22 protein-coding genes are annotated in these 17,427 nt (G+C 70.2%); 12 read left to right on the top strand and 10 right to left on the bottom strand.

Annotated elements, in window-relative coordinates; genetic code table 11:
- Positions 1 to 133: 133 nt before the first annotated feature.
- Positions 134 to 880, top strand: a complete 747-nt coding sequence (locus EV378_RS14920) for a CPBP family intramembrane glutamic endopeptidase (protein ID WP_132425445.1) — start codon at positions 134 to 136, stop codon at positions 878 to 880.
- A 21-nt stretch (positions 881 to 901) separates the two neighbouring features.
- Here EV378_RS14920 and EV378_RS14915 read toward each other — a convergent pair whose 3' ends face one another.
- Entirely contained in the window at positions 902 to 2,788 is a 1,887-nt protein-coding gene (locus EV378_RS14915) for a prolyl oligopeptidase family serine peptidase (RefSeq protein ID WP_132425441.1), read from the bottom strand.
- Between the two features lie 77 nt (positions 2,789 to 2,865).
- On the opposite strand from EV378_RS14915, the gene EV378_RS14910 reads away from it, so the two are divergent.
- A complete protein-coding gene (locus EV378_RS14910; RefSeq protein ID WP_132425438.1) occupies positions 2,866 to 3,246 on the top strand; it encodes a hypothetical protein in 381 nt (126 codons plus the stop codon).
- Here the strand turns inward: EV378_RS14910 and EV378_RS14905 are convergent.
- Entirely contained in the window at positions 3,243 to 3,830 is a 588-nt protein-coding gene (locus EV378_RS14905; protein WP_132425435.1) for a TetR/AcrR family transcriptional regulator, read from the bottom strand. The two genes, EV378_RS14910 and EV378_RS14905, sit on opposite strands and share 4 nt — an antisense overlap.
- Before the next feature lie 157 nt (positions 3,831 to 3,987).
- On the opposite strand from EV378_RS14905, the gene EV378_RS14900 reads away from it, so the two are divergent.
- Positions 3,988 to 5,154 (top strand): LLM class flavin-dependent oxidoreductase, encoded by a 1,167-nt coding sequence (locus EV378_RS14900; protein ID WP_132425432.1) that lies wholly within the window; start codon positions 3,988 to 3,990, stop codon positions 5,152 to 5,154.
- Position 5,155: 1 nt separating this feature from the next.
- On the opposite strand, the gene EV378_RS14895 is transcribed toward EV378_RS14900, so the two are convergent.
- The gene (locus EV378_RS14895) at positions 5,156 to 5,581 is read right to left on the bottom strand and encodes a DUF1707 SHOCT-like domain-containing protein (RefSeq protein WP_132425429.1); all 426 of its coding nucleotides are present in this window, start codon (positions 5,579 to 5,581) and stop codon (positions 5,156 to 5,158) included.
- Positions 5,582 to 5,635: 54 nt separating this feature from the next.
- Between EV378_RS14895 and EV378_RS14890 the strand changes: the two genes are divergently transcribed.
- On the top strand, positions 5,636 to 6,190 hold the full coding sequence (locus EV378_RS14890; RefSeq protein ID WP_132425426.1) for a class I SAM-dependent methyltransferase: 555 nt from the start codon (positions 5,636 to 5,638) through the stop codon (positions 6,188 to 6,190).
- Positions 6,191 to 6,307: 117 nt separating this feature from the next.
- On the opposite strand, the gene EV378_RS14885 is transcribed toward EV378_RS14890, so the two are convergent.
- The 3 genes from EV378_RS14885 to EV378_RS14875 form a co-directional block, all read right to left on the bottom strand.
- The gene (locus EV378_RS14885) at positions 6,308 to 7,144 is read right to left on the bottom strand and encodes an excalibur calcium-binding domain-containing protein (RefSeq protein ID WP_132425423.1); all 837 of its coding nucleotides are present in this window, start codon (positions 7,142 to 7,144) and stop codon (positions 6,308 to 6,310) included.
- 560 nt (positions 7,145 to 7,704) lie between these two features.
- Positions 7,705 to 8,676 (bottom strand): NADPH:quinone oxidoreductase family protein, encoded by a 972-nt coding sequence (locus EV378_RS14880; RefSeq protein ID WP_132425420.1) that lies wholly within the window; start codon positions 8,674 to 8,676, stop codon positions 7,705 to 7,707.
- A gap of 9 nt (positions 8,677 to 8,685) precedes the next feature.
- Positions 8,686 to 9,534, bottom strand: coding sequence for a phosphotransferase (locus EV378_RS14875; protein WP_243653463.1), 849 nt, complete (start codon positions 9,532 to 9,534; stop codon positions 8,686 to 8,688).
- Between the two features lie 208 nt (positions 9,535 to 9,742).
- Between EV378_RS14875 and EV378_RS14870 the strand changes: the two genes are divergently transcribed.
- Entirely contained in the window at positions 9,743 to 10,375 is a 633-nt protein-coding gene (locus tag EV378_RS14870) for a class I SAM-dependent methyltransferase (RefSeq protein WP_132425417.1), read from the top strand.
- On the opposite strand, the gene EV378_RS14865 is transcribed toward EV378_RS14870, so the two are convergent.
- Positions 10,372 to 10,659, bottom strand: a complete 288-nt coding sequence (locus EV378_RS14865; protein ID WP_132425414.1) for a putative quinol monooxygenase — start codon at positions 10,657 to 10,659, stop codon at positions 10,372 to 10,374. The two genes, EV378_RS14870 and EV378_RS14865, sit on opposite strands and share 4 nt — an antisense overlap.
- Before the next feature lie 136 nt (positions 10,660 to 10,795).
- On the opposite strand from EV378_RS14865, the gene EV378_RS14860 reads away from it, so the two are divergent.
- Both EV378_RS14860 and EV378_RS14855 read left to right on the top strand, forming a co-directional pair.
- On the top strand, positions 10,796 to 11,752 hold the full coding sequence (locus tag EV378_RS14860) for a cyclase family protein (protein WP_243653462.1): 957 nt from the start codon (positions 10,796 to 10,798) through the stop codon (positions 11,750 to 11,752).
- A gap of 521 nt (positions 11,753 to 12,273) precedes the next feature.
- Positions 12,274 to 13,374, top strand: a complete 1,101-nt coding sequence (locus tag EV378_RS14855) for a three-Cys-motif partner protein TcmP (RefSeq protein WP_132425411.1) — start codon at positions 12,274 to 12,276, stop codon at positions 13,372 to 13,374.
- On the opposite strand, the gene EV378_RS14850 is transcribed toward EV378_RS14855, so the two are convergent.
- The 3 genes from EV378_RS14850 to EV378_RS14840 form a co-directional block, all read right to left on the bottom strand.
- Positions 13,371 to 14,117 (bottom strand): DUF5131 family protein, encoded by a 747-nt coding sequence (locus tag EV378_RS14850; RefSeq protein WP_132425408.1) that lies wholly within the window; start codon positions 14,115 to 14,117, stop codon positions 13,371 to 13,373. The two genes, EV378_RS14855 and EV378_RS14850, sit on opposite strands and share 4 nt — an antisense overlap.
- A 256-nt stretch (positions 14,118 to 14,373) precedes the next feature.
- Positions 14,374 to 15,021 (bottom strand): 2'-5' RNA ligase family protein, encoded by a 648-nt coding sequence (locus EV378_RS14845; RefSeq protein ID WP_165922292.1) that lies wholly within the window; start codon positions 15,019 to 15,021, stop codon positions 14,374 to 14,376.
- Positions 15,022 to 15,023: 2 nt separating this feature from the next.
- Positions 15,024 to 15,806, bottom strand: coding sequence for a GntR family transcriptional regulator (locus tag EV378_RS14840; protein ID WP_165922291.1), 783 nt, complete (start codon positions 15,804 to 15,806; stop codon positions 15,024 to 15,026).
- A 146-nt stretch (positions 15,807 to 15,952) separates the two neighbouring features.
- Here EV378_RS14840 and EV378_RS14835 point away from each other — a divergent pair, with 146 nt between their 5' ends.
- From EV378_RS14835 to EV378_RS14815, 5 genes are all read left to right on the top strand, one after another.
- The gene (locus tag EV378_RS14835) at positions 15,953 to 16,357 is read left to right on the top strand and encodes a hypothetical protein (RefSeq protein ID WP_165922290.1); all 405 of its coding nucleotides are present in this window, start codon (positions 15,953 to 15,955) and stop codon (positions 16,355 to 16,357) included.
- Positions 16,358 to 16,448: 91 nt separating this feature from the next.
- Positions 16,449 to 16,640: a hypothetical protein gene (locus EV378_RS14830; protein ID WP_132425399.1), complete on the top strand. Its 192-nt coding sequence runs from the start codon at positions 16,449 to 16,451 to the stop codon at positions 16,638 to 16,640.
- The gene (locus tag EV378_RS14825; protein ID WP_132425396.1) at positions 16,637 to 16,831 is read left to right on the top strand and encodes a hypothetical protein; all 195 of its coding nucleotides are present in this window, start codon (positions 16,637 to 16,639) and stop codon (positions 16,829 to 16,831) included. The genes EV378_RS14830 and EV378_RS14825 overlap by 4 nt, the downstream gene beginning before the upstream one ends.
- 3 nt (positions 16,832 to 16,834) lie before the next feature.
- Positions 16,835 to 17,161: a hypothetical protein gene (locus EV378_RS14820; RefSeq protein WP_132425393.1), complete on the top strand. Its 327-nt coding sequence runs from the start codon at positions 16,835 to 16,837 to the stop codon at positions 17,159 to 17,161.
- Positions 17,162 to 17,224: 63 nt separating this feature from the next.
- Positions 17,225 to 17,350, top strand: coding sequence for a hypothetical protein (locus EV378_RS14815; protein WP_341540427.1), 126 nt, complete (start codon positions 17,225 to 17,227; stop codon positions 17,348 to 17,350).
- Positions 17,351 to 17,427: the final 77 nt, after the last annotated feature.

Genomic DNA, 17,427 nt, shown 5'->3' with positions numbered 1-17,427 from the left:
TGCAGCACGGTCCGCGGCGACGGACCCCTGAGATCTGTCACGGGAGCGGCGTGACGGACGGCGGACCCGGACGTCCGGAACGCGACCGAGGCTCGACCCGGCCCACCCACGACGACCCTCCGGGAGAGTTCCGATGCCCCCAGCACCCGCCGACGACGCTCGACCGGCCACCGCCACACCGATGCTGCAGGGACGGGCGCGACCCCGGCCCGGCTGGACCGAGATCGCGGTCGGGTTCGCCGTGCTCGGCGTGATCACCATCGGGTCGGTGCTGGTGGCCACGTCGGCGACCGTCGGTGCGGAGGCCTTCGGGTTGCTCCTCACCGCGCTGTCGGCCGTCGCCGCCGGTGGCGGGTTCGCTGTCGCCGCCGTGGTGCGGATCCGGTCGTGGGCGGCGTTCGGGGTGCGCCGTACCAGCGGACGCTGGGTGCTGACCGGCGTCGCGGGCGGGCTGCTGGCGTTCGCCTGCAAGTTCCCGCTGATCTCGGCCTACGTCGCGCTCAGCGGCGACGCTGGCAACGCGCAGCAGGTGTGGCAGCCCTCGGCCACGACGGGGGTCGCGACCGTCGTGCTGTCCATCCTGTTCCTGGGCGTCCTGACCCCGATCGGGGAGGAACTACTGTTCCGCGGTGTGCTGACCACCGCGTTGCTGCGCTACGGGGCCGTCGTCGGCGTCGTCGGCAGCACGGCTGTCTTCGCCGTGGTGCACGTGGCCCCGAGCACCGTTCTGGTCGCCGTCGTCGTCGGTCTCGTGGCCGGAGAGCTGCGCCGCCGCAGCGGGTCGGTGTGGCCGGGCGTCGCGGCGCACGTGACCCTGAACGTCCTGAGCAACGTGCTCGCGTTCGTCGTGCTGCCGCTGGTTCCGGCGCTCGCCGGGTGAGCAGCCGCGGTCGCGCGGGTCTCAGCCCGCGCCGAGCGCCCGCCGCGCGAAGTCGACCTCGGTGGCCACCAGGTTCAGCTGGTCGCTCACCACGAGCGAGCCGTGGCCCGCGTCGAAGCGGCTGACCTCGTAGTGCAGGTCACCGCGGGCGGCGAGCGCGTCGAGGTAGTTGTCGATCTGACGGATCGGGCAGCGCGGGTCGTTCTCGCCGGCGAGCACGAGCACCGGCACCGTCACCTTGTCCACATAGGTCAGCGGCGAGGCCTCCCGGTACAGGTCCGGCAGCTCGTCCGGTGACCCGCCGAACAGCGCCTTGTCGAACGCGCGCAGCTGCTCCATCTCGTCGGAGAACGCCGCGACGTAGTCGGCGACGGGGACGCCCGCGACCGCCGCCGCCCACCGCGACGGCTGCGTGCCGACGGCCAGCAGGGCGAGATATCCGCCCCAGGACCATCCGTTGACGACGCAGCGGTCCGCGGCCACGGTCCCGTCGGCGATCAGCGCGTCCTGCACGGCGGCGACGTCGGCCAGCTCGGTCAGCCCCGGACGCCCCTCGATCGCGTCCCGCCAGGCCGAGCCGTAGCCCGTCGAACCCCGGTAGTTGACCTCGACGACGACGAACCCGGCCTCGACCCACGTCGCGCGACCCGGGTCGAACCGGTCCTCGTCGGCCGCGTGCGGGCCGCCGTGCAGCACGAACACGGCCGGCGCGCCCGGCCCCGTCCCAGCGGGTGCGGTGACCAGCGCGTGCACCGGCCCGCCCGGGCCGTCGGCGTGCACGTCGCGCACCGGCTCGGAACCCGGCGGTCGCTCGCCGGGCGGGGCGACGAGCACGCGGTCGACGCCGTCCGGGCCGAGCGTGCGGATCGTCGACGGCGACGCGGCCGACGACGCCGTGTACTCCACCGACCCGTCCGGCCGGACCTCGGCCGAGCCGACGCAGCCGGGCGCCGCCGGGAGCTCGTCGAGCGCGCCGGTGGTCAGGTCGTAGCGGAACAGCCGGGTCCGCGCGGCGTGCACGTGCGCGACGAGCAGGGCGGACCCGTCCGGGTAGAAGTCGGCGACCAGCTCGCCGGGCAGGTCGATCGCCAGCTCGGTCTCGGTGTCGGACACCGGGTCCCAGACGAGCAGCTCCTCGCGACCGCGTCGCTCGTGACACACCAGCAGCCGCTGGTCGCCCGAGACCGGCGAGAACGCCAGCGGCGCGAGCCCCTTGCCGGGGCCGTCGGAGAGCTCGCCGACGACCGAGCCGTCGGCGGTCGCGAGCACCCGCAGCGACGGGTGGCGGGAGTCGCCGTGCTCGGAGTGGTGGATCGCCAGCAGCGTCTCGTCCTCGCTGAGCGCGCCCACCCCGGCGTCCTCGCCGTGCCGGTAGACGACCCGGGCGGGCTCGTCGGACGTGCGGTCGTGCAGCTGGATCGTGGTGCCGTCGTCGGTGGACGTGCCGACCGCGACGAACCGGCGGCCGATGTCGAGACCGGCCGGGTATCCGTCGCCGACGCCGGGGACGGCCGGAACCGGCGCCGCGCCGCCGTCGAACGGCTCGCTGACCCAGTGCCCGAACTCGTCGCCGTCGGTGTCGGCGAACCACCAGACGGTGTCCCCGTCCGGGGGCAGGTCGGCGGCGTGGGTGCCGCTGCGTCGTTCGGTGACCTGCCGGAACTCGTCCGTCGCGCGGTCCCAGACGTGGATCTCCGACGTGCCGCTGGCGTTGGAGACATAGACGTTGCGCTCCGGTGCGTCGCGGGCCCAGTTCGGCCGCGACATCCGCACCGCGGAGAACCGGGCACGCCAGCGGGCCTCCTGCCCGTCGTCGGTGAACAGGCGGGCCGGGACGGGCGCCACCGGGTGCCGGTCGGCCTGCCGCTCGGACGGTTCGGCGGGGCTGCTCGGGGACTCGGCGTGCATGGCCGTCATGATTCCCCATACGGGGTAATCCGGCCGGTGCCCCCGGTGCGACGGCCACCACAGGTCAGGAGGCGGGGATGGTGCGACGGGCACTCGCGTTCTGCGTGTCCGCCGTCGTCCTCGGTGCGGCACCCGCCTGTGCCGCGCTGCCCTCCGGAGCCACGCCGCAGGCGCCGACGGTCGCGCCCGCCGCGAGCGCGGACGGCGTGACCCGGGTCCGGCTCGACCACCGGTCCGGTGCCGACCAGGCGGCGCCGGTCGTGATGGTGCCCCGCGGCGGGACGGTGGAGCTGGTCGTCGGCAGCGACACGGCCGAGCGGGTCGTGGTGTCCGGGATCGACCAGGTCCGGTACGTGACCGCCGGCGGGACCGTCACGATGCGCTTCGTCGCCACCACGCCTGCGGACGTGCGCCTCGGTGAGTCCGGGACCGAGCTGGGACGGCTCGACGTCCGTTAGGCGAACGCGGCCTGGCGGTCGGCGATCGCGCGCAGGCCCTCCGCGATGTCCGCTCCGCTCGGCGCGGACTCCGGGTCGAGCAGCCACTGCACCATCACACCGGTGAGCAGCGCCTGGTAGACGACGCCGAGCACGTGCGCGCGACGGTCGGCGGCCTCCGGGTCGTCGGGCAGCGTGTGGAACGTCAGCGCCAGGCCCTCGCGCACCTCGCGCTGCGCCTCGACGAGCGACGACCGCAGCTCGGGTAGCCGCTCGGCCTGCGCCAGCGCCTCGACGTGCGTGGCCCACAGCCGTCGCTGGGTGGAGAACAGCCCGACCACCCGGCTCCACGTCTCCTCGAGATGCTCCTGCGGGTCCGCGGACGTGTCGGTCGCGGTCAGCGCGTGGTCGAGCTCCTCGCCCCACGCCGTCGTCGCAGCCAGCAGTGCCTCGGTGAGCAGCGCGTCCTTCGAACCGAAGTGGTAGCCGATGGACGCCAGGTTCGTGCCGGAGGCGGCGACCACGTCACGCGCGGTGGTGCGGCCGAACCCCTTGTCGTACAGGCACTGCGCCGCCCCTTCGAGCAGCTCTTCCCGGTGTCCCATGATCCGGGAACCTATCTCAATCGCGTCCGGCCCCGGCGATCGGAGTACACCCTGCGTTCATCCGGGCCAGAACCGTTCTGCAACGTGGGTCCAACCCCTTGCGCGGGACCACTCAGCTGGGTATCGACGTTCTCGAGCCACTCGACGAGGAGCGATCTTGAGCAGACTGCGTTTCGGCACCTTCCTGGCGCCGTTCCACAAGCCCGGCCAGAACCCCACCCTTGCGCTGCAGCGGGACCTGGAGCTCGTCCAGCATCTCGATGCCCTCGGCATCGACGAGGCCTGGATCGGAGAGCACCACTCGGCGGGTAGCGAGATCATCGCGTCGCCGGAGATCTTCATCGCCGCCGCGGCGGAGCGGACCAAGAACATCAAGCTCGGCACCGGCGTGACCTCGGTGTCGTACCACAACCCGCTGTGGGTGGCCGACCGGATGGTGATGCTCGACCACCTCACCCGCGGCCGGTCGATGCTCGGTCTCGGCCCGGGTTCGCTGCCCACCGACTCGTCGATGATCGGGCTGAACCCGACCGACACGCGCGAGCTGCTCGGCGAGAACCTGGACATCATCACGCGACTGCTGCGCGGTGAGGTCGTCTCGGCCGAGACGAGGACGCACAAGCTGATCGACGCGCAGCTGCAGCTCCGCCCGTACACCGACCCGTGCTTCGAGCTGGCCGTGGCGGCCGTCGCGTCGCCGACCGGCCCGCGACTGGCCGGGCAGTTCGGCACCGGCCTGCTGTCCATCGGCGCGACGCTCACCCAGGACGGGTTCGACGCGCTGGCCCACCACTGGAGCGTCGTCCAGGAGCGTGCGCAGCACTACGGGCAGCCGGAGCCGGACCGGAGGTCCTGGCGCCTGGTCGGCCTGATGCACATCGCGGAGACCAAGGAGCAGGCCTACCGCGACGTCGAGTACGGCATCGAGCACTGGTTCAACTACTTCAAGAAGGTCGCGGCGTTCCCGCAGATGGCCGTGGACGGGTCGAACGTCAAGGAGATGATCGACTTCATCCGGGACGCCGGCATCGGTGCGATCGGCACGGTCGAGGACGCGAAGGAGCAGGTCCAGAAGCTCGTCGACCAGTCGGGGGGCTTCGGCACGATGCTGCTGCTCGGCCACGAGTGGGCCAACCCGGAGGCGACGAAGCGGTCGTGGGAGCTCATCGCGCAGTACGTGCTGCCGGAGTTCCAGGGGCAGGCGGCCTCGACGCTCGCGGCGCGTGACCGCGCGTCGGACACCCGTGAGGCGCACGCCCAGACCCAGCTCGACGCCGTCGACCACATGACGAAGAAGTACGAGCAGGAGAAGGCGCAGAAGTGAGTCAGCCTCGGCGTGGCGGGCGTCCGGCGCCCGCCACGTAGAGCACGAGCAGCACCACGCCGGGCGGGCCGGCGACCCAGAGCCACCACGGGTCGTCGGTCAGCCCGGTGAGCGTCATGATCCCCCACGACGTGAGCGCGACGGCCACGACGCAGGCCCAGATCGTGGTCAGCACCTTCATCGCGACGCCGCCGGCGGAGTCCGCGAACACGATCCCGTGGTTGCGCTGACGGCGGGGCTTCGGCAGGTCCGCCGTGACGCTCCGGAGCTCGTCGCGGGTCCGGGCTCCCCACACGACGCCGACGCGCTCGTCGAACTCGGAGAGGTCGATCAGACCCTCCTCGTGTGCGCGGCGCAGGCGCTCTGCCATCTCCTGGCGGGCGAGGTCCGAGACACGCATCTCGCCTGCGGGCACCCTGTCGGTCACGTACCCGATGATGGCACGACCCCGTCCGGGGCAGCCACGATCTCGGGAGGGCCGATGGCGGGCAGGGTCGTGCCGGACCGCGTGCGCGGCGCCGTGGACGTGGTCGCGGCCGGCCCGGACACCCGCGTGCTGGAGATCGGCTGCGGTCCCGGTGCGGCGGCGTCGCTGATCTGCCCGGCGCTGACCGGCAGCGGGTGGATGATCGCGGCCGACCGTTCGGAGACCGCCGTCGCGTTGACCATCGAACGCAACACCGAGCACGTCGCGTCCGGCAGGCTCGACGTCCGTCGCGGCGAGCTGGCCGACCTGGACGTCCCGCCGGTGGACGTGGCGTTCACGCTGAACGTCAACCTGTTCTGGACGCGCGACCCCGGCCCGGAGCTGGCCGTGCTGCGCCGTGCCCTCGCACCCGTCGGCGTGCTGCACGTGCTCTACGGCGGCACCGCGCCCGGTGAGGGGAGCGGGCGGACGATCGAGGCCGTGCGGTCCTGGTTCCAGGGATACGGATGGTCGACGACGGCGGTGCGCCGCGGCGTCGTCGGGGTGTCCGCCCGTCCTCTCCAGTCGGGGCCCGCGCCGACCCCGCCGACCCCTCCGGACGCCCGCTGATCCGCGGAACGCGCTGTGATCCGGAGATCGCACGCGCCCGGACGCACGCGCTCTCCGGATCCGCGCGCGTTCTCCCGGATCACGCGCTGCCGGCCGGGTCCGGCCCGGCACCGTCGCTCATTCGCAGGCGATGCCGTCGCCGTCGCGGTCGAGGCCGGCGCGGTAGCCGGGGTCTCCGGTGTGCAGCGGCGCGGCACCGGCGGCGCGGGCCGCGGCGCAGTTCTTGTAGTAGGCGGAGCCGCCCCCGGCCGCCGGCTCGGAGGCAGCCCGAGGTGCCGGGACGTACGGGCGGTCGACGTGGGTGTCCGGGGCTGCGACGAACGGGCGCGCCGCCTGCGTCGTCGGCGGCGCGGCCTCCGTGGTCGGAGCGGCCTGCGGGACGACGACGGGGGCGGGCGGAGCGGCCGCCTCCCCGAGCGTGATCGGGTCGCCGGCCGAGGCGAGGGCCGCGACGTTCGGCAGCTGGGTGGTGACCGTGCCCGCGGCGACGCCCGGCTGTGAGCCGGTCGACGGGCCGAGCACGACGTTCGTGAAGCCGGCCGTGCGCAGCGTGTCGCGCGCCTGAAGGTCGGACATGCCCACGACGTTCGGGACGCTGATCAGCACCGGGGCGGGCGGCGGGGCCGGTGCCGCGGCCGGCTGGACGGGCTGCGCCTGCCCGGATCCGGCGATCACCACGACGGTCATCACGGCGCAGATCACGGTGCCGATCCACGCCAGGATCGTCCCGGACCTGCTCAGGCCGGGGGTCGGGGCCGTGCCCCGCAGGAACGCCTTCCGCCCCGCGCGGGACAGCAGCAGGGCGGGCACGGTGACCAGGAAGCCGAACACCGGGACGAAGCCGAGGAGCAGACCGACGACGGCGAGGCAGAACCCGGCCGTGGCGCGGCCGTTGGCCGCGGGGTCGGGCTGCTGGGGAGCGGCGGGCATCCACTGCGTCGGCGAGGTCGTCATGCCCGCCTCATCGACGCTGTGCGATCGCTCATTACCGGCGATCCACAAGACGGATGATCCGGCCGTCGCGCCGGGCGGCCGGCCTGCTGGTGTCGCGCCGACGCCGGGCCCGGCCGAACGCGCGCTGATCCGCGGAACGCGCTGTGATCCGGGGAGCGCGCTGTGATCCGGGGAGCGCGCTGTGATCCGGGGAGCGCGCTGTGATCCGGGGAGCGCGCTGTGATCCGGGGAGCGCGCTGTGATCCGGGGAGCGCGCTGTGATCCGGGGAGCGCGCTGTGATCCGGGGAGCGCGCTGTGATCCGGGGAGCGCACGCGTCCCGGCGCGCGCGTTGTCCGGTTCCGCGCGCGTTCCGCGGATCACCGGGCGCCGTGCGCTACACCTACGCGCACGCCACGTCGTACGTCGCGGCGTACCGGGTGGACGGTTGGGACGGCTCGCTCACTCCGCCGCCCGTCACCCAGGTCGGTCACCACGACGACGTGTCCCGCCGCGTGGACGGCGCCGGGCTGCCGGCGCACCGCACGCTCCACCTGGCGTTCGGTGGCCCGACACCGCGCGTCAGGGGCGTAGGACGATCTTCCCGGTCACGTTCCGGCCGGCGAGGCGTTCCAGTGCCTCGGACGCCTGGTCCAGTGCCATCACCTGCGGCACCGGTGGGTGCAGCTCGCCGCGCCCGATCCGGCCGAGCACGTCGCGGGCCAGTGCTGTGGCGCCCGCGTTGTCGGCCCGCGCCCAGTCGCCCCAGTCGACACCGACGACGGTCCGGTTGCGCAGCAGCACGATGTTCGCCGGCAGCCGCGGGATCTCGCCGGAAGTGAACCCGATGACGCAGAACCGCCCGCCGGCTCCGAGAGCCCGCAGCGCCGCCTCGGCCGTCGGGCCGCCGACCGGGTCGAGCACGACGTCGGCCCCACCGCCGGTGATCGAGCGGATCGTGTCCTTGAGGTTCTCGTAGTCCACCGCGGACTCCGCTCCGGCGGCGACGGCCGCGGCCCGTTTGTCCTCCGTGGACGCGACGGCGAGGACGCGGCCGCCGAGCGACCGCGCCACGTCGATCGCGGCCAGGCCGATCCCACCGCCCGCGCCGAGCACGACGACCCACTCGCCCGGTGTGATCGTGACCCGCTCGGTGACGGCGAACAGGAGCGTCCCGTAGTTCTCCAGCGTGCTCGCCGCGATGTCCGGGTCGACGCCGTCCGGGACCGTCGCGGTCGCCTCCGCGGGGACGACGACGTGCGAGGCGAACCCGCCGAACGCGTTGGCCAGCAACGCCGTCACGGTGGTTCCGACGGTCGGCTCCGTGACGCCGTCGCCAACCGCGACGACCCGTCCGGCCACGCCGGAGCCCGGCGTGAACGGCAGCGGCGGCTTCATCTGGTAGCGCCCGGAGGCGATCAGCCCGTCGACGAACGCGACCGCGACCGAGTCCACCTCGACCAGCACCTCGCCCGGCCCTGGATCCGGTGCCGGTTCTTCGACCACCTCGAGCCGCGGCGGTTCGGCGAACTCCCGGCAGACCACGCGTCGCATCGCTTCTTCCTACCCTTCCGCCAGCACGTCCGCGATCATCCTGTGGCCCTGGCGCTCGAACGGCTCGTCGTCGACCAGGCGCGCCCACGTCGCCGTCGCGACCGCCTCGTACAGACGCCTGCGGCGCCACGCCCCGGACGTCCGCGGGTCGGAGCCGTACCCGGCCAGGAACGCGGCCCACAGCGCAGGCACGGTCCGGTACTGCTGCGCCGCAAGGCGGACGAGGTCCGTCTCGGCCGGTCGCAGCTCCACGCGGCCGAAGTCGATCACCTTCACCTCGCCGTTGTCCACAAGCCAGTTCCGTGGGTGCCAGTCGCCGTGCGTCGGAACCAGGGTCACGACGGGCGTCGGCCAGGCTTCGATCTCGGCGCGCACCCGTGCCTCGGTGTCCGGAGCGATCCGGTGTGGACGGTCGTCCATCGCAGAGAGGATCCTGGACTTCGCCCGGGCCTCGTACTCCGCATCCTCGACGGAGTACTGGCCGTGGAACGCGGCCAGCAGCGCGCCCGCCTGGCGGTGCAGCTCCGGCGAGAACTCGTCCGGGTGGCCGAGCATCAGGTCGCCGGGGAGGTGGCGGGTGACCAGGAGCCCGGCCCCGACGTCGGCGTGCACGAGCGACGGGGCCCGATCCTGCGACGTCCACGGTGTGAGCCAGTGCCGGTGGGCCCGCACCTCGCGAGCGATGTGCTTGTCCCCGGCAGCGGCGGCCTTGACGATGTGGCGCTCGCCGTCGTGGAGCAGTTCCAGCACGGTGGTGCCGGCGAGCAGTCCCCAGCTGTGGTCCTTCGTCGTCACCGCGCCGGGCAGCCACTCGTCCAGCAGCTCCCGCTGGCGCTCGGTCAGCTCCCGGCCCGGCACCGGACGATCCTAAGGTTGTCGGTGGTCCGGTCTAGTGCCGTGTCGCGCAACGTTGGTGCCGGAATCGGCGGATCCAGGCGTTCGCAGGCAAGGCGCCGCCTGCAGCTCATACCGGGCGTCTTCGCAAGGGCGGCAACGCCGCTTGCGGGCGCCTGGGCCTCCGAGACCGGTGCCGAACGTTTCGCGATGCGGCACTAGCGTGCGCGGCGTGGACGGATCGACCGACGAGCTGCGCCGGGCGCACGACACGATTGCCGAGTTCTACGCGGAGAAGCTCCCGGAGATCTACGCGCAACTGCCCGTCGAGCAGGCCGTCGTCGACCTGTTCTGCACGCTGGTGCGCGGCGTCGGCCGCTCGGTCGCGGACGTCGGGTGCGGGCCGGGTGCGATCGTCCCGTACCTGGTCGCGCGCGGGTTGGAGCCACACGGCGTCGACCTCTCGCCGGAGATGGTCCGTGCCGCGAGCCGGGACCATCCCGACGTGCCGTTCACGGTCGCCGACGTGCGGGGGCTCCCGTTCGCGGATGCGTCGCTGGACGGCGTCCTGGGCTGGTACTCGCTGATGTACCTGGCACCGTCCGACCGCCCGCGGGCGTTCGCAGAGATCACCCGCGTCGTGCGGCCGGGCGGCTACCTCGTCGTGGGCTACAAGCAGGGCGACGACTCGCGACGACGAGGTGGTCGCCGGATCGGAGTGGAGTTCGACATCTACTGGTACTCGCAGGAGGAGGTGGAGCGCCGTGTGACCGACGCCGGGTTCCGGACCGTGTTCCGGGCCGACCGGCCCGCGGGGGAGTGGGACGAGCAGCCACAGGGGTACCTGATCGCCCAGCGCGACTAGAACGGTGGCGTGCTGCGGGCCACCTCGTACGCCGTCACCTCGACGTCGCGCATCGTGATCCCGGTGTCCGGGGCGTGAGCCACCGTCCGCCACACCTCGATCGCCTCCCAGGTCTCCCACCGCTCGTAGTTGTAGATGCGGCCGGCCACGACCGGATCGGGCGTGATCGCCACGTCGAGGCAGCCGGGTGCGCGACGTGCCCGTTCGACGAGGTCATGGTGGGCTGCGAGGTACTCGTCGCGACGGTCCTCGTCGACGGTCACGTGCCCGGCGATGATCCACATCGGTGCCTCCTGCGTGTTCGGGTTCCGCCAGGGACGACCGAACGGGCCGGGCGAACTCATCGTCGGCTCGACGACGGTCGGTGGCTACTGTCGTCCGCGAGGTCTCGACGGCGGTGACGGAGGAGTCGGTGCGGGGATGACGTCAGGGAGATCGCTGCCCACGCAGGACGACGTGCTCGGGTACTTCGAGTCGTTGTCGAACTGGGGTCGGTGGGGTGACGACGACGAGCGCGGCACCCTGAACCACGTCACCGACGACGTCCGGCTGGCGGCGGCACGGGCCGTGCGCCACGGCCGGAGCGTGTCGTGCGCGTGGGAGGTCTCCGTCCCGGGCGACATGGAGCGCTCGACGACGTCGTGCCCGTGCGCCGCCGAGATGCCGGGAGCCGAGGACATGCCGGTGGCCGGCTTCCGCAACGACCGGCGCTGGGGCTTCTCGACCGAGCGGCTCGGCATCACGTTCCACGGCAACACCGTCACCCACGTCGACTCGCCCTGCCACCTGTTCTGGGACGGAACGACGTACAACGGGCGATCGCACTCGGTGGTCGACGAGGCCACGGGATCGGCGTGGGCCGCCGTGACGGCGGCGGCGAACGGGATCGTCACGCGGGGTGTCCTGCTGGACGTCGCCGCGGTGCGCGACGTGCCGTGGCTGGAACCGGGGCAGGGAGTGTTCCCGGAGGATCTCGAGGAGGCCGAGCGTCGCCAGGGCGTGCAGGTCCGACGCGGCGACGCGGTGCTGCTGCGGACCGGCCATGGCCGTGTCCGGCACCAGAGCGCCGAGCCGGGCGGATTCGCCCAGGCCGGGTGGCACGCGTCGTGCCTGCCGTGGTTGCACGAACGGGAGGTCGCGCTGATCGGCGCCGACACGCCACAGGACGTCCAGCCGTCGGGCTACGACGACGTGCTGATGCCGGTGCACGCCGTGAGTCTCGTCGCGATGGGTCTCTGGTTGCTCGACAACTGCGATCTGGAAGCGTGCGCGACAACGGCCGCCGACCTCGGGCAGTGGGACTTCCAACTCGCCCTGGCGCCGGTCCGCTTCGCCGGGACGTCCGGCAGCCCGGTCAACCCGATCGCGACGTTCTGACACGACGAAGGCCCTGGTCCGCGACTCTCGAATGAGTCTGTGACCAGGGCCTTTGTGTTGTCGGGGTGACAGGATTTGAACCTGCGACCTCTTCGTCCCGAAGCAACAAGGGCGACCGTCCGATCGGCTCGAACACGCAGGTCAGGCGGATCCGAGTGTCCATAGATGTCCGCGCGGTTCCGGGTCTGTACGGCTCGATCGTCACTCAGTTCGTCACGCACCCGCGCCCGGTGTTCGTGTGGCATCCCGTCGACCTGGCAACGCCCGACCGCGCGGCGGCCCGGGGGCGGCCCTCGATGCAACCGCCGGCCGATTTCGTCCAGCTCCGCCCCCGGGACGTCGTGTGGTAGCCCTCCGGGAGGTCGTCGGGATGCCACACCCCGGCCATCCCGGAGCCCTGCCCGTCCGGCGAGGACGCTCCGTGTTCGTGCGACACGCCGACTGACCGTGTTGGGTGTCACAAGATCGGTACTGGAAGGTAGAATCGTATTTCCCGATTCCACCGCCCTGTAAGGATCTTGATGGCCCCCAGCTCTACTGTTTGGCCCCTCGATCCCCACACGAAGGCGAAGCACGACATCCTTCGGAGCTACCTCGGTGGGTGGTACCCGGTGCTTTCTTCACACAACGGTCGGATCGTCTTCCTGGATGGTTTCGCTGGTCCAGGTGTGTACGGCGGTGGTGAAGAGGGATCGCCGATCATCGCGCTTAAGACCCTGCTTGATCATGGCTACTTGCAGAATATGAGCAACTGTCAGATCGTCTTTGTATTTTGCGAGAACGAACCGGCACGCCTTGCGAGTTTGCAAGAGCAGATCGAGCAGGTGAAGCAGGAGCACAGTCCGTTCCCCAAGAACGTAATCATCGAGATCTACGGGGACTCGTTCTCGGATTCTGCCCGCAGGATTCTTGACTCATTGACCGAGGGAGACGAGAAGCAGAACCTGGCGCCAACGTTCGCGTTCGTTGATCCGTTTGGTTTCTCGGGTGTACCGGTCGAACTGTTGCGCGACCTAGTCGCGTATGACCGTTGTGAGCTCTTCGTTAATCTGATGGTTGACCACATCAACCGATTCGCGACAAATCCGAAGGTCTCCCAGCATATGGACGACTTATTCGGTACGCAGGAATACATGGGCGTCCGCGAGGTTGAGGCCGGAAAGCGCGTGCAATTCCTTCACGACCTCTATAGGCGCCAGCTGTCTACCGTTTGCAAATTCCCGTACGTTCAATCATTCGCGATGTACGGAAAGAACGGGCACCTGTCGTACTACCTGATGCATGGCACTCGACACATTCGAGGTGTCGAGTTGATGAAGGATGCCATGTGGAAGACGGACCCTGGCGGCGGGAGCGCCTTTCATGACCGCCTGGCCGGGATGGATGTCCTGTTCCAGCTGGAACCCGACTTCGAGCCGCTGCTAGCTGGCCTGCGCCAGGAGTTCGGGGGCAGGACAACTTCTATCGACGAAGTCGAAAGCTGGGTAACGCTTCAGACTCCGTACAGGAAAGCGCACCTGCGGAAGAACGCGCTAACTCCGATGGAGAAGGCGGGGACTCTAAGCGTAGCCCGTCCCGGCAAGTCGGGATTTCCGAGCGGTACGCGCCTCACTTTCGACTAGCCTGCTGCAAGTTCCGGCATCTCGTTCCACGTGCGACCGTCTAGGAGTCGGCCGTTCGCTTTCGGTGTTCGGCCGCCCCACTGCTTGAAGAAGAACGCGACTTGTTGGTCCAAGCAGGAGTCGCGAATCTCGTCGACCCATCCCTTTTCGATAGGGCGGGCGTGAGCGCCACTCTCGCCACCAGCGATTAACCAGTCAATTTGGTCCAGGTTAATCCCGGGGAGAGGTCCGATTAATGGCTCGCAAGATAGGAACCGGACGGTCGCCCCTGTGCGGCGAAGGTCATCGATTCGGCTGACATGTTCCGCCGATTCGACTGTAACTCCCATCCACAGATTCGGCGGCCAGTCCAATTCTGGCGAAAGTCGCCGAAGCCTCAGTGATCGCTTAGTCAGCATCTGGAATGTATGTTGCGGATTGTCCCACATAACTTTGAAGACCTGGCGGAGGTAGTCCACTGGAACGCGGGCATGGAATAGGTCAGACATGGAGTTGACGAAAACAATCCTTGGTTTCCGCCAGTGGTATGGGGCTTCCAGCGACTCAGGATGAAGTGTCAGATCGAAACCGGGTCCAGATGTGCGTGGATCACCGTCGGCCTGATATCGGGCTTGGCCCATAGCCTTCAATCGTTTAGCCAAAGTCATTGCGTAGCAATTGTCGCAGCCTGCGGAGACTCGGTCGCATCCCGTCGTCGGGTTCCAAGTCACCTCGGTCCACTCGATCGCGCTCGTAGTTGCCATGTGGTGACCTCCTAGGTACATGCGAACACATGTTCGACAAGATGTCACGCCCCAGTATGACAACGCTATGGCGCCGAGAACGCAACGTTGGGCTGGGTGGCTGCGGGTGACCGGCCGGAGGCCGCACGCGCCCGCAGCCAACCCAGCCGCCGGCGCCGGAGGCGCCGCTTGATACGGAATGGAAAGTCTCAACACGCCGAGCGCAGGGGCCGCGGTCCTAGACGACGTATGGGTCGGTTGACCGGGTCGAGCAGCGTCAGGCCGCGAGCGGTGCGCGGGCCTCGGTCGTCCAACGGTACAGCCACTCAGGGGCGAGGAGTCGTTCCTGCCTGATGAGAGCGGGCGCGCTGATCTGGACGGTGGCGGGTTCGGCGTCGGCGGCGTCGAGTGCCTGCCGGTAGGGAGCGCTGTCGTGCTCGCCGGAGCTGTAGGCGAGTGACACGTGTGGTCGGAAGCCGCGCGCCTGCTCGGGGCCGGTCTGCACGGAGTCAGGGCCGAGTGCGTCGGCAATGCCGGACCGGATTGCCGTGAGCAGGTCTTGGAAGGGCTCGACCGGCGTCGGCGGCAAGACGATGGCCTCGTCGAAGATGACCGGCGCGTCGAACGTCGCAGGGAACGCTCCAAGCGTCCGGACGGACTTCTGAACGCTCGCGGTCACGGCGTGGAGCGCGTCGTCGGAGACCTCGTCGGCGAACCCGACGCCCTGGACCGTGAGGTGCAGCCATTCGATCGGGACGAGGTTGAGCCCGGAGAGCGGACGGAGCTGGGTCTGATACTGCTCGGCGAGGCGGTGCAGCTCGGGGGCGTCATCGAACGTGATGTGCCAGGTGTAGACGTCACGGCCCGGGTGCCAGCCGGGACGCGGCCACCAATGGCTACGGGTGCGGGGGGCGTCGGCGGTCACGGTCAGACCTCGGAGTTGAGCGGGGAGGCGTCGGGGTCGCTGCTGATGTCGTACTCGTCGAGGATCGTCACGCGGTCGGCCGGCCACACTGACTCGGAGACCTCCAGGACGGCGTCATCGTCGGCGTAGGCGGTGTGCACGACATGCAGCACGGCCGCGCCGGGCGCGAGGTCCAGGAGGTCGGCCTCGTTCGCCGACGGCATCCGGATCTCCCACCGGTCGCGAGCGTGTGCGTAGCGCTTGCCAGACAGGTCCTCCACGCACAGGAAGAGTGCCTTGGGGACGACTGTCGGCTCTTCAAGGAACGTGCCGCTGGCGATCTCGCTGGGCACGTAGCTGGCGCCGAGTTCCTCGGGGCGGCCGCTGTCGCTGTCGCGCAGGAGCCGACGTCGGACAATCATCTCGGCGGGCGCGTCGGTCAGGACCGCGGCGATGTGCGGGGGAGTGGCCTCTGGCCCGGCGCTCAGGATCTCGTGTGTGAGGTGCGAGGTAAGGAGCTTCTTGTCGCTGCGCGCGCGGCCGTAGCGATGTCGCGAGCGTCGCTGGAGTTTGCGGTTCTCGCGAACGAAGGTGCCTCGGCCGTGGCGGGACTCGATGAGTCCTTCGGCGCGCAGCACGCCGAGCGCCTGCCGGATCGTTGGCAGGCTGACGTGGAAGCGCTCGACGAGGTCGGTCTCCGCGGGGATGCGCCCGCCCGGCTCGTATGTGCCCGCGCTGATGTCGCGGCGCAGCTCATCAGCGATCCGCTGGTACTTCGGTGCTCGGGCACCCAGCCCGGTGGTCATGAGTCTCCTTCCCGTGCCTCGTTCACAACTGCAAACGGTCACTGTAGTCCTCATGAGGACCTGTTGACAGGTGTCTGCCCTCACGTGCTACCTTCGCATCACTCCTAAAGAGGAGTGGAGGACAGGATGACTGACGAGGTGGAGAGATGCAGAACCTTCCGGTGGTGCTCGGCCAGTACAAGCTCACGGTGGTGGATCCGCCCGGGCCGAAGGTGCGCGAGGACGAGAACGGCAACGAGATCCCGGTGACCGACCGGGACGGCGCCGCGGTGTTCGTGGTGTCGCTGTTCGCGAAGCTCCGTCCGGCTCCGGGGCAGCGGGCTCCGAAGGGCGAGGAGATCAAGGTGACCCTCGCGACCGACCCGGGGATGGGGTTCGAGGAGGACGTCCGCGTCGAGCTGATCGACCCGGTGATCAACCACTACGTGATCGAGTCCGGCGGCCGGACCAACGCGGGCCTCGCGTTCAAGGCGACCGGCATCAAGCTGGCCGGTGGTGCTCCCGCGCGCAAGAGCGGCGCGAAGCCCGAGAACGAGGAGAACGCGGCCTGATCTGACGCACTGCACGACTCTGACGCACTGATTCGCAAATTGCTGGATTGGTGTGGTGGGCCGTGCTGTGCCCGAAACTGCGGGTGGATCGATGATCTGCAACGAGTGCAACGGTAGCCGCGCCTGCGACGTGTGTGACGGCTACGGCGATTTCCTCGGCGAATTCCCGTCGCCGGGAATCGAGTGCGAGGCATGCAACGGCTCGGGCCAATGCCCCGGCTGTTTCGGAGACGGCGAGATCGGCGACGAGGGCGCGCTGATCGGAACGGAGGCGACGACATGAGCGCGGCGACGAACACGGCGACCAGGCGGCGGATGACCACGGGAGTGGGTCGGCTGGTGCGGCGTCTGGAGCGTGAGCGGCGGACCTGGACCCGTCACGACGGCCCGGTGATCCCCACCGAGCAGGCCTGGCGGGCCGGTGTGGCCGAGGGGCTGCGGCTGGCTCAGGTCGCGATCCGGAAGGGCGTGTAGGCGATGACCACGGCAGGAACCGCGGTCCGGTCCGGGGCTCGTGCGGCTCGGGGATGGCAGGTCAGACGGGCCAACCGTCGGGCGCTGGCCCGGTTCGGTGACTTCTGGGCGGCGCTCCAGCGGGTCGGGGACGCCCTGGCTGATGCGGAGAAGGCGGCCAAGGCGGCCGATGACACCAAACAGCGTCCAGCGGGACAGCGGCACTGGAACGTTGCGACCGCGAGCGAGGTCCGGGCGGCAATCAAGAAGTGCCGCGCGTCGCTGCGGATCGTCTCCGCCCAGGCCAAGCGCTTCGAGCCGGAACTGATCGCGAAGGACTGGAGGCGATAGGCGATGGATGCGGACCGACTGATCGACGAACTCGACGCGTCAATGCGTCAGCTACGAGAGGCGATGCGTGGAATTCCGATCCGACGCGGCAGTTTCAAGAAGACCCACGACAACCTGGCCCGTGACGTCGCGGCGGCGACAACGATGCTCGACGCGGCCCGGCCGGTCATGCGCAAGGACAACAAGTAACGAATCTGTTGGTGGGGTGCCCGCGCGAATTCTTGGCGGAGTCCGGCACGGGCACCCCGCTACCCGAACTGATGAGG

It is taken from the genome of Pseudonocardia endophytica (genome assembly GCF_004339565.1).
GTDB classification, from domain to species: domain Bacteria; phylum Actinomycetota; class Actinomycetes; order Mycobacteriales; family Pseudonocardiaceae; genus Pseudonocardia; species Pseudonocardia endophytica.
Note: the sequence above shows the minus strand (reverse complement) of the source record. Positions and strands in the feature narration are given on the sequence as shown.

Excerpts from the sequence above, each read along its gene's own strand:
- EV378_RS14820 (WP_132425393.1), top strand. The coding sequence starts at position 16,835 with ATGACCACGGCAGGAACCGCGGTCCGGTCCGGGGCTCGTGCGGCTCGG.
- EV378_RS14840 (WP_165922291.1), bottom strand. The coding sequence starts at position 15,806 with ATGACCACCGGGCTGGGTGCCCGAGCACCGAAGTACCAGCGGATCGCT.
- EV378_RS14860 (WP_243653462.1), top strand. The coding sequence starts at position 10,796 with ATGACGTCAGGGAGATCGCTGCCCACGCAGGACGACGTGCTCGGGTAC.
- EV378_RS14815 (WP_341540427.1), top strand. The coding sequence starts at position 17,225 with ATGCGTGGAATTCCGATCCGACGCGGCAGTTTCAAGAAGACCCACGAC.
- EV378_RS14885 (WP_132425423.1), bottom strand. The coding sequence starts at position 7,144 with ATGACGACCTCGCCGACGCAGTGGATGCCCGCCGCTCCCCAGCAGCCC.
- EV378_RS14910 (WP_132425438.1), top strand. The coding sequence starts at position 2,866 with ATGGTGCGACGGGCACTCGCGTTCTGCGTGTCCGCCGTCGTCCTCGGT.
- EV378_RS14855 (WP_132425411.1), top strand. The coding sequence starts at position 12,274 with ATGGCCCCCAGCTCTACTGTTTGGCCCCTCGATCCCCACACGAAGGCG.
- EV378_RS14850 (WP_132425408.1), bottom strand. The coding sequence starts at position 14,117 with ATGGCAACTACGAGCGCGATCGAGTGGACCGAGGTGACTTGGAACCCG.
- EV378_RS14830 (WP_132425399.1), top strand. The coding sequence starts at position 16,449 with ATGATCTGCAACGAGTGCAACGGTAGCCGCGCCTGCGACGTGTGTGAC.
- EV378_RS14865 (WP_132425414.1), bottom strand. The coding sequence starts at position 10,659 with ATGTGGATCATCGCCGGGCACGTGACCGTCGACGAGGACCGTCGCGAC.
- EV378_RS14890 (WP_132425426.1), top strand. The coding sequence starts at position 5,636 with ATGGCGGGCAGGGTCGTGCCGGACCGCGTGCGCGGCGCCGTGGACGTG.
- EV378_RS14915 (WP_132425441.1), bottom strand. The coding sequence starts at position 2,788 with ATGCACGCCGAGTCCCCGAGCAGCCCCGCCGAACCGTCCGAGCGGCAG.
- EV378_RS14880 (WP_132425420.1), bottom strand. The coding sequence starts at position 8,676 with ATGCGACGCGTGGTCTGCCGGGAGTTCGCCGAACCGCCGCGGCTCGAG.
- EV378_RS14835 (WP_165922290.1), top strand. The coding sequence starts at position 15,953 with ATGCAGAACCTTCCGGTGGTGCTCGGCCAGTACAAGCTCACGGTGGTG.
- EV378_RS14825 (WP_132425396.1), top strand. The coding sequence starts at position 16,637 with ATGAGCGCGGCGACGAACACGGCGACCAGGCGGCGGATGACCACGGGA.
- EV378_RS14905 (WP_132425435.1), bottom strand. The coding sequence starts at position 3,830 with ATGGGACACCGGGAAGAGCTGCTCGAAGGGGCGGCGCAGTGCCTGTAC.
- EV378_RS14920 (WP_132425445.1), top strand. The coding sequence starts at position 134 with ATGCCCCCAGCACCCGCCGACGACGCTCGACCGGCCACCGCCACACCG.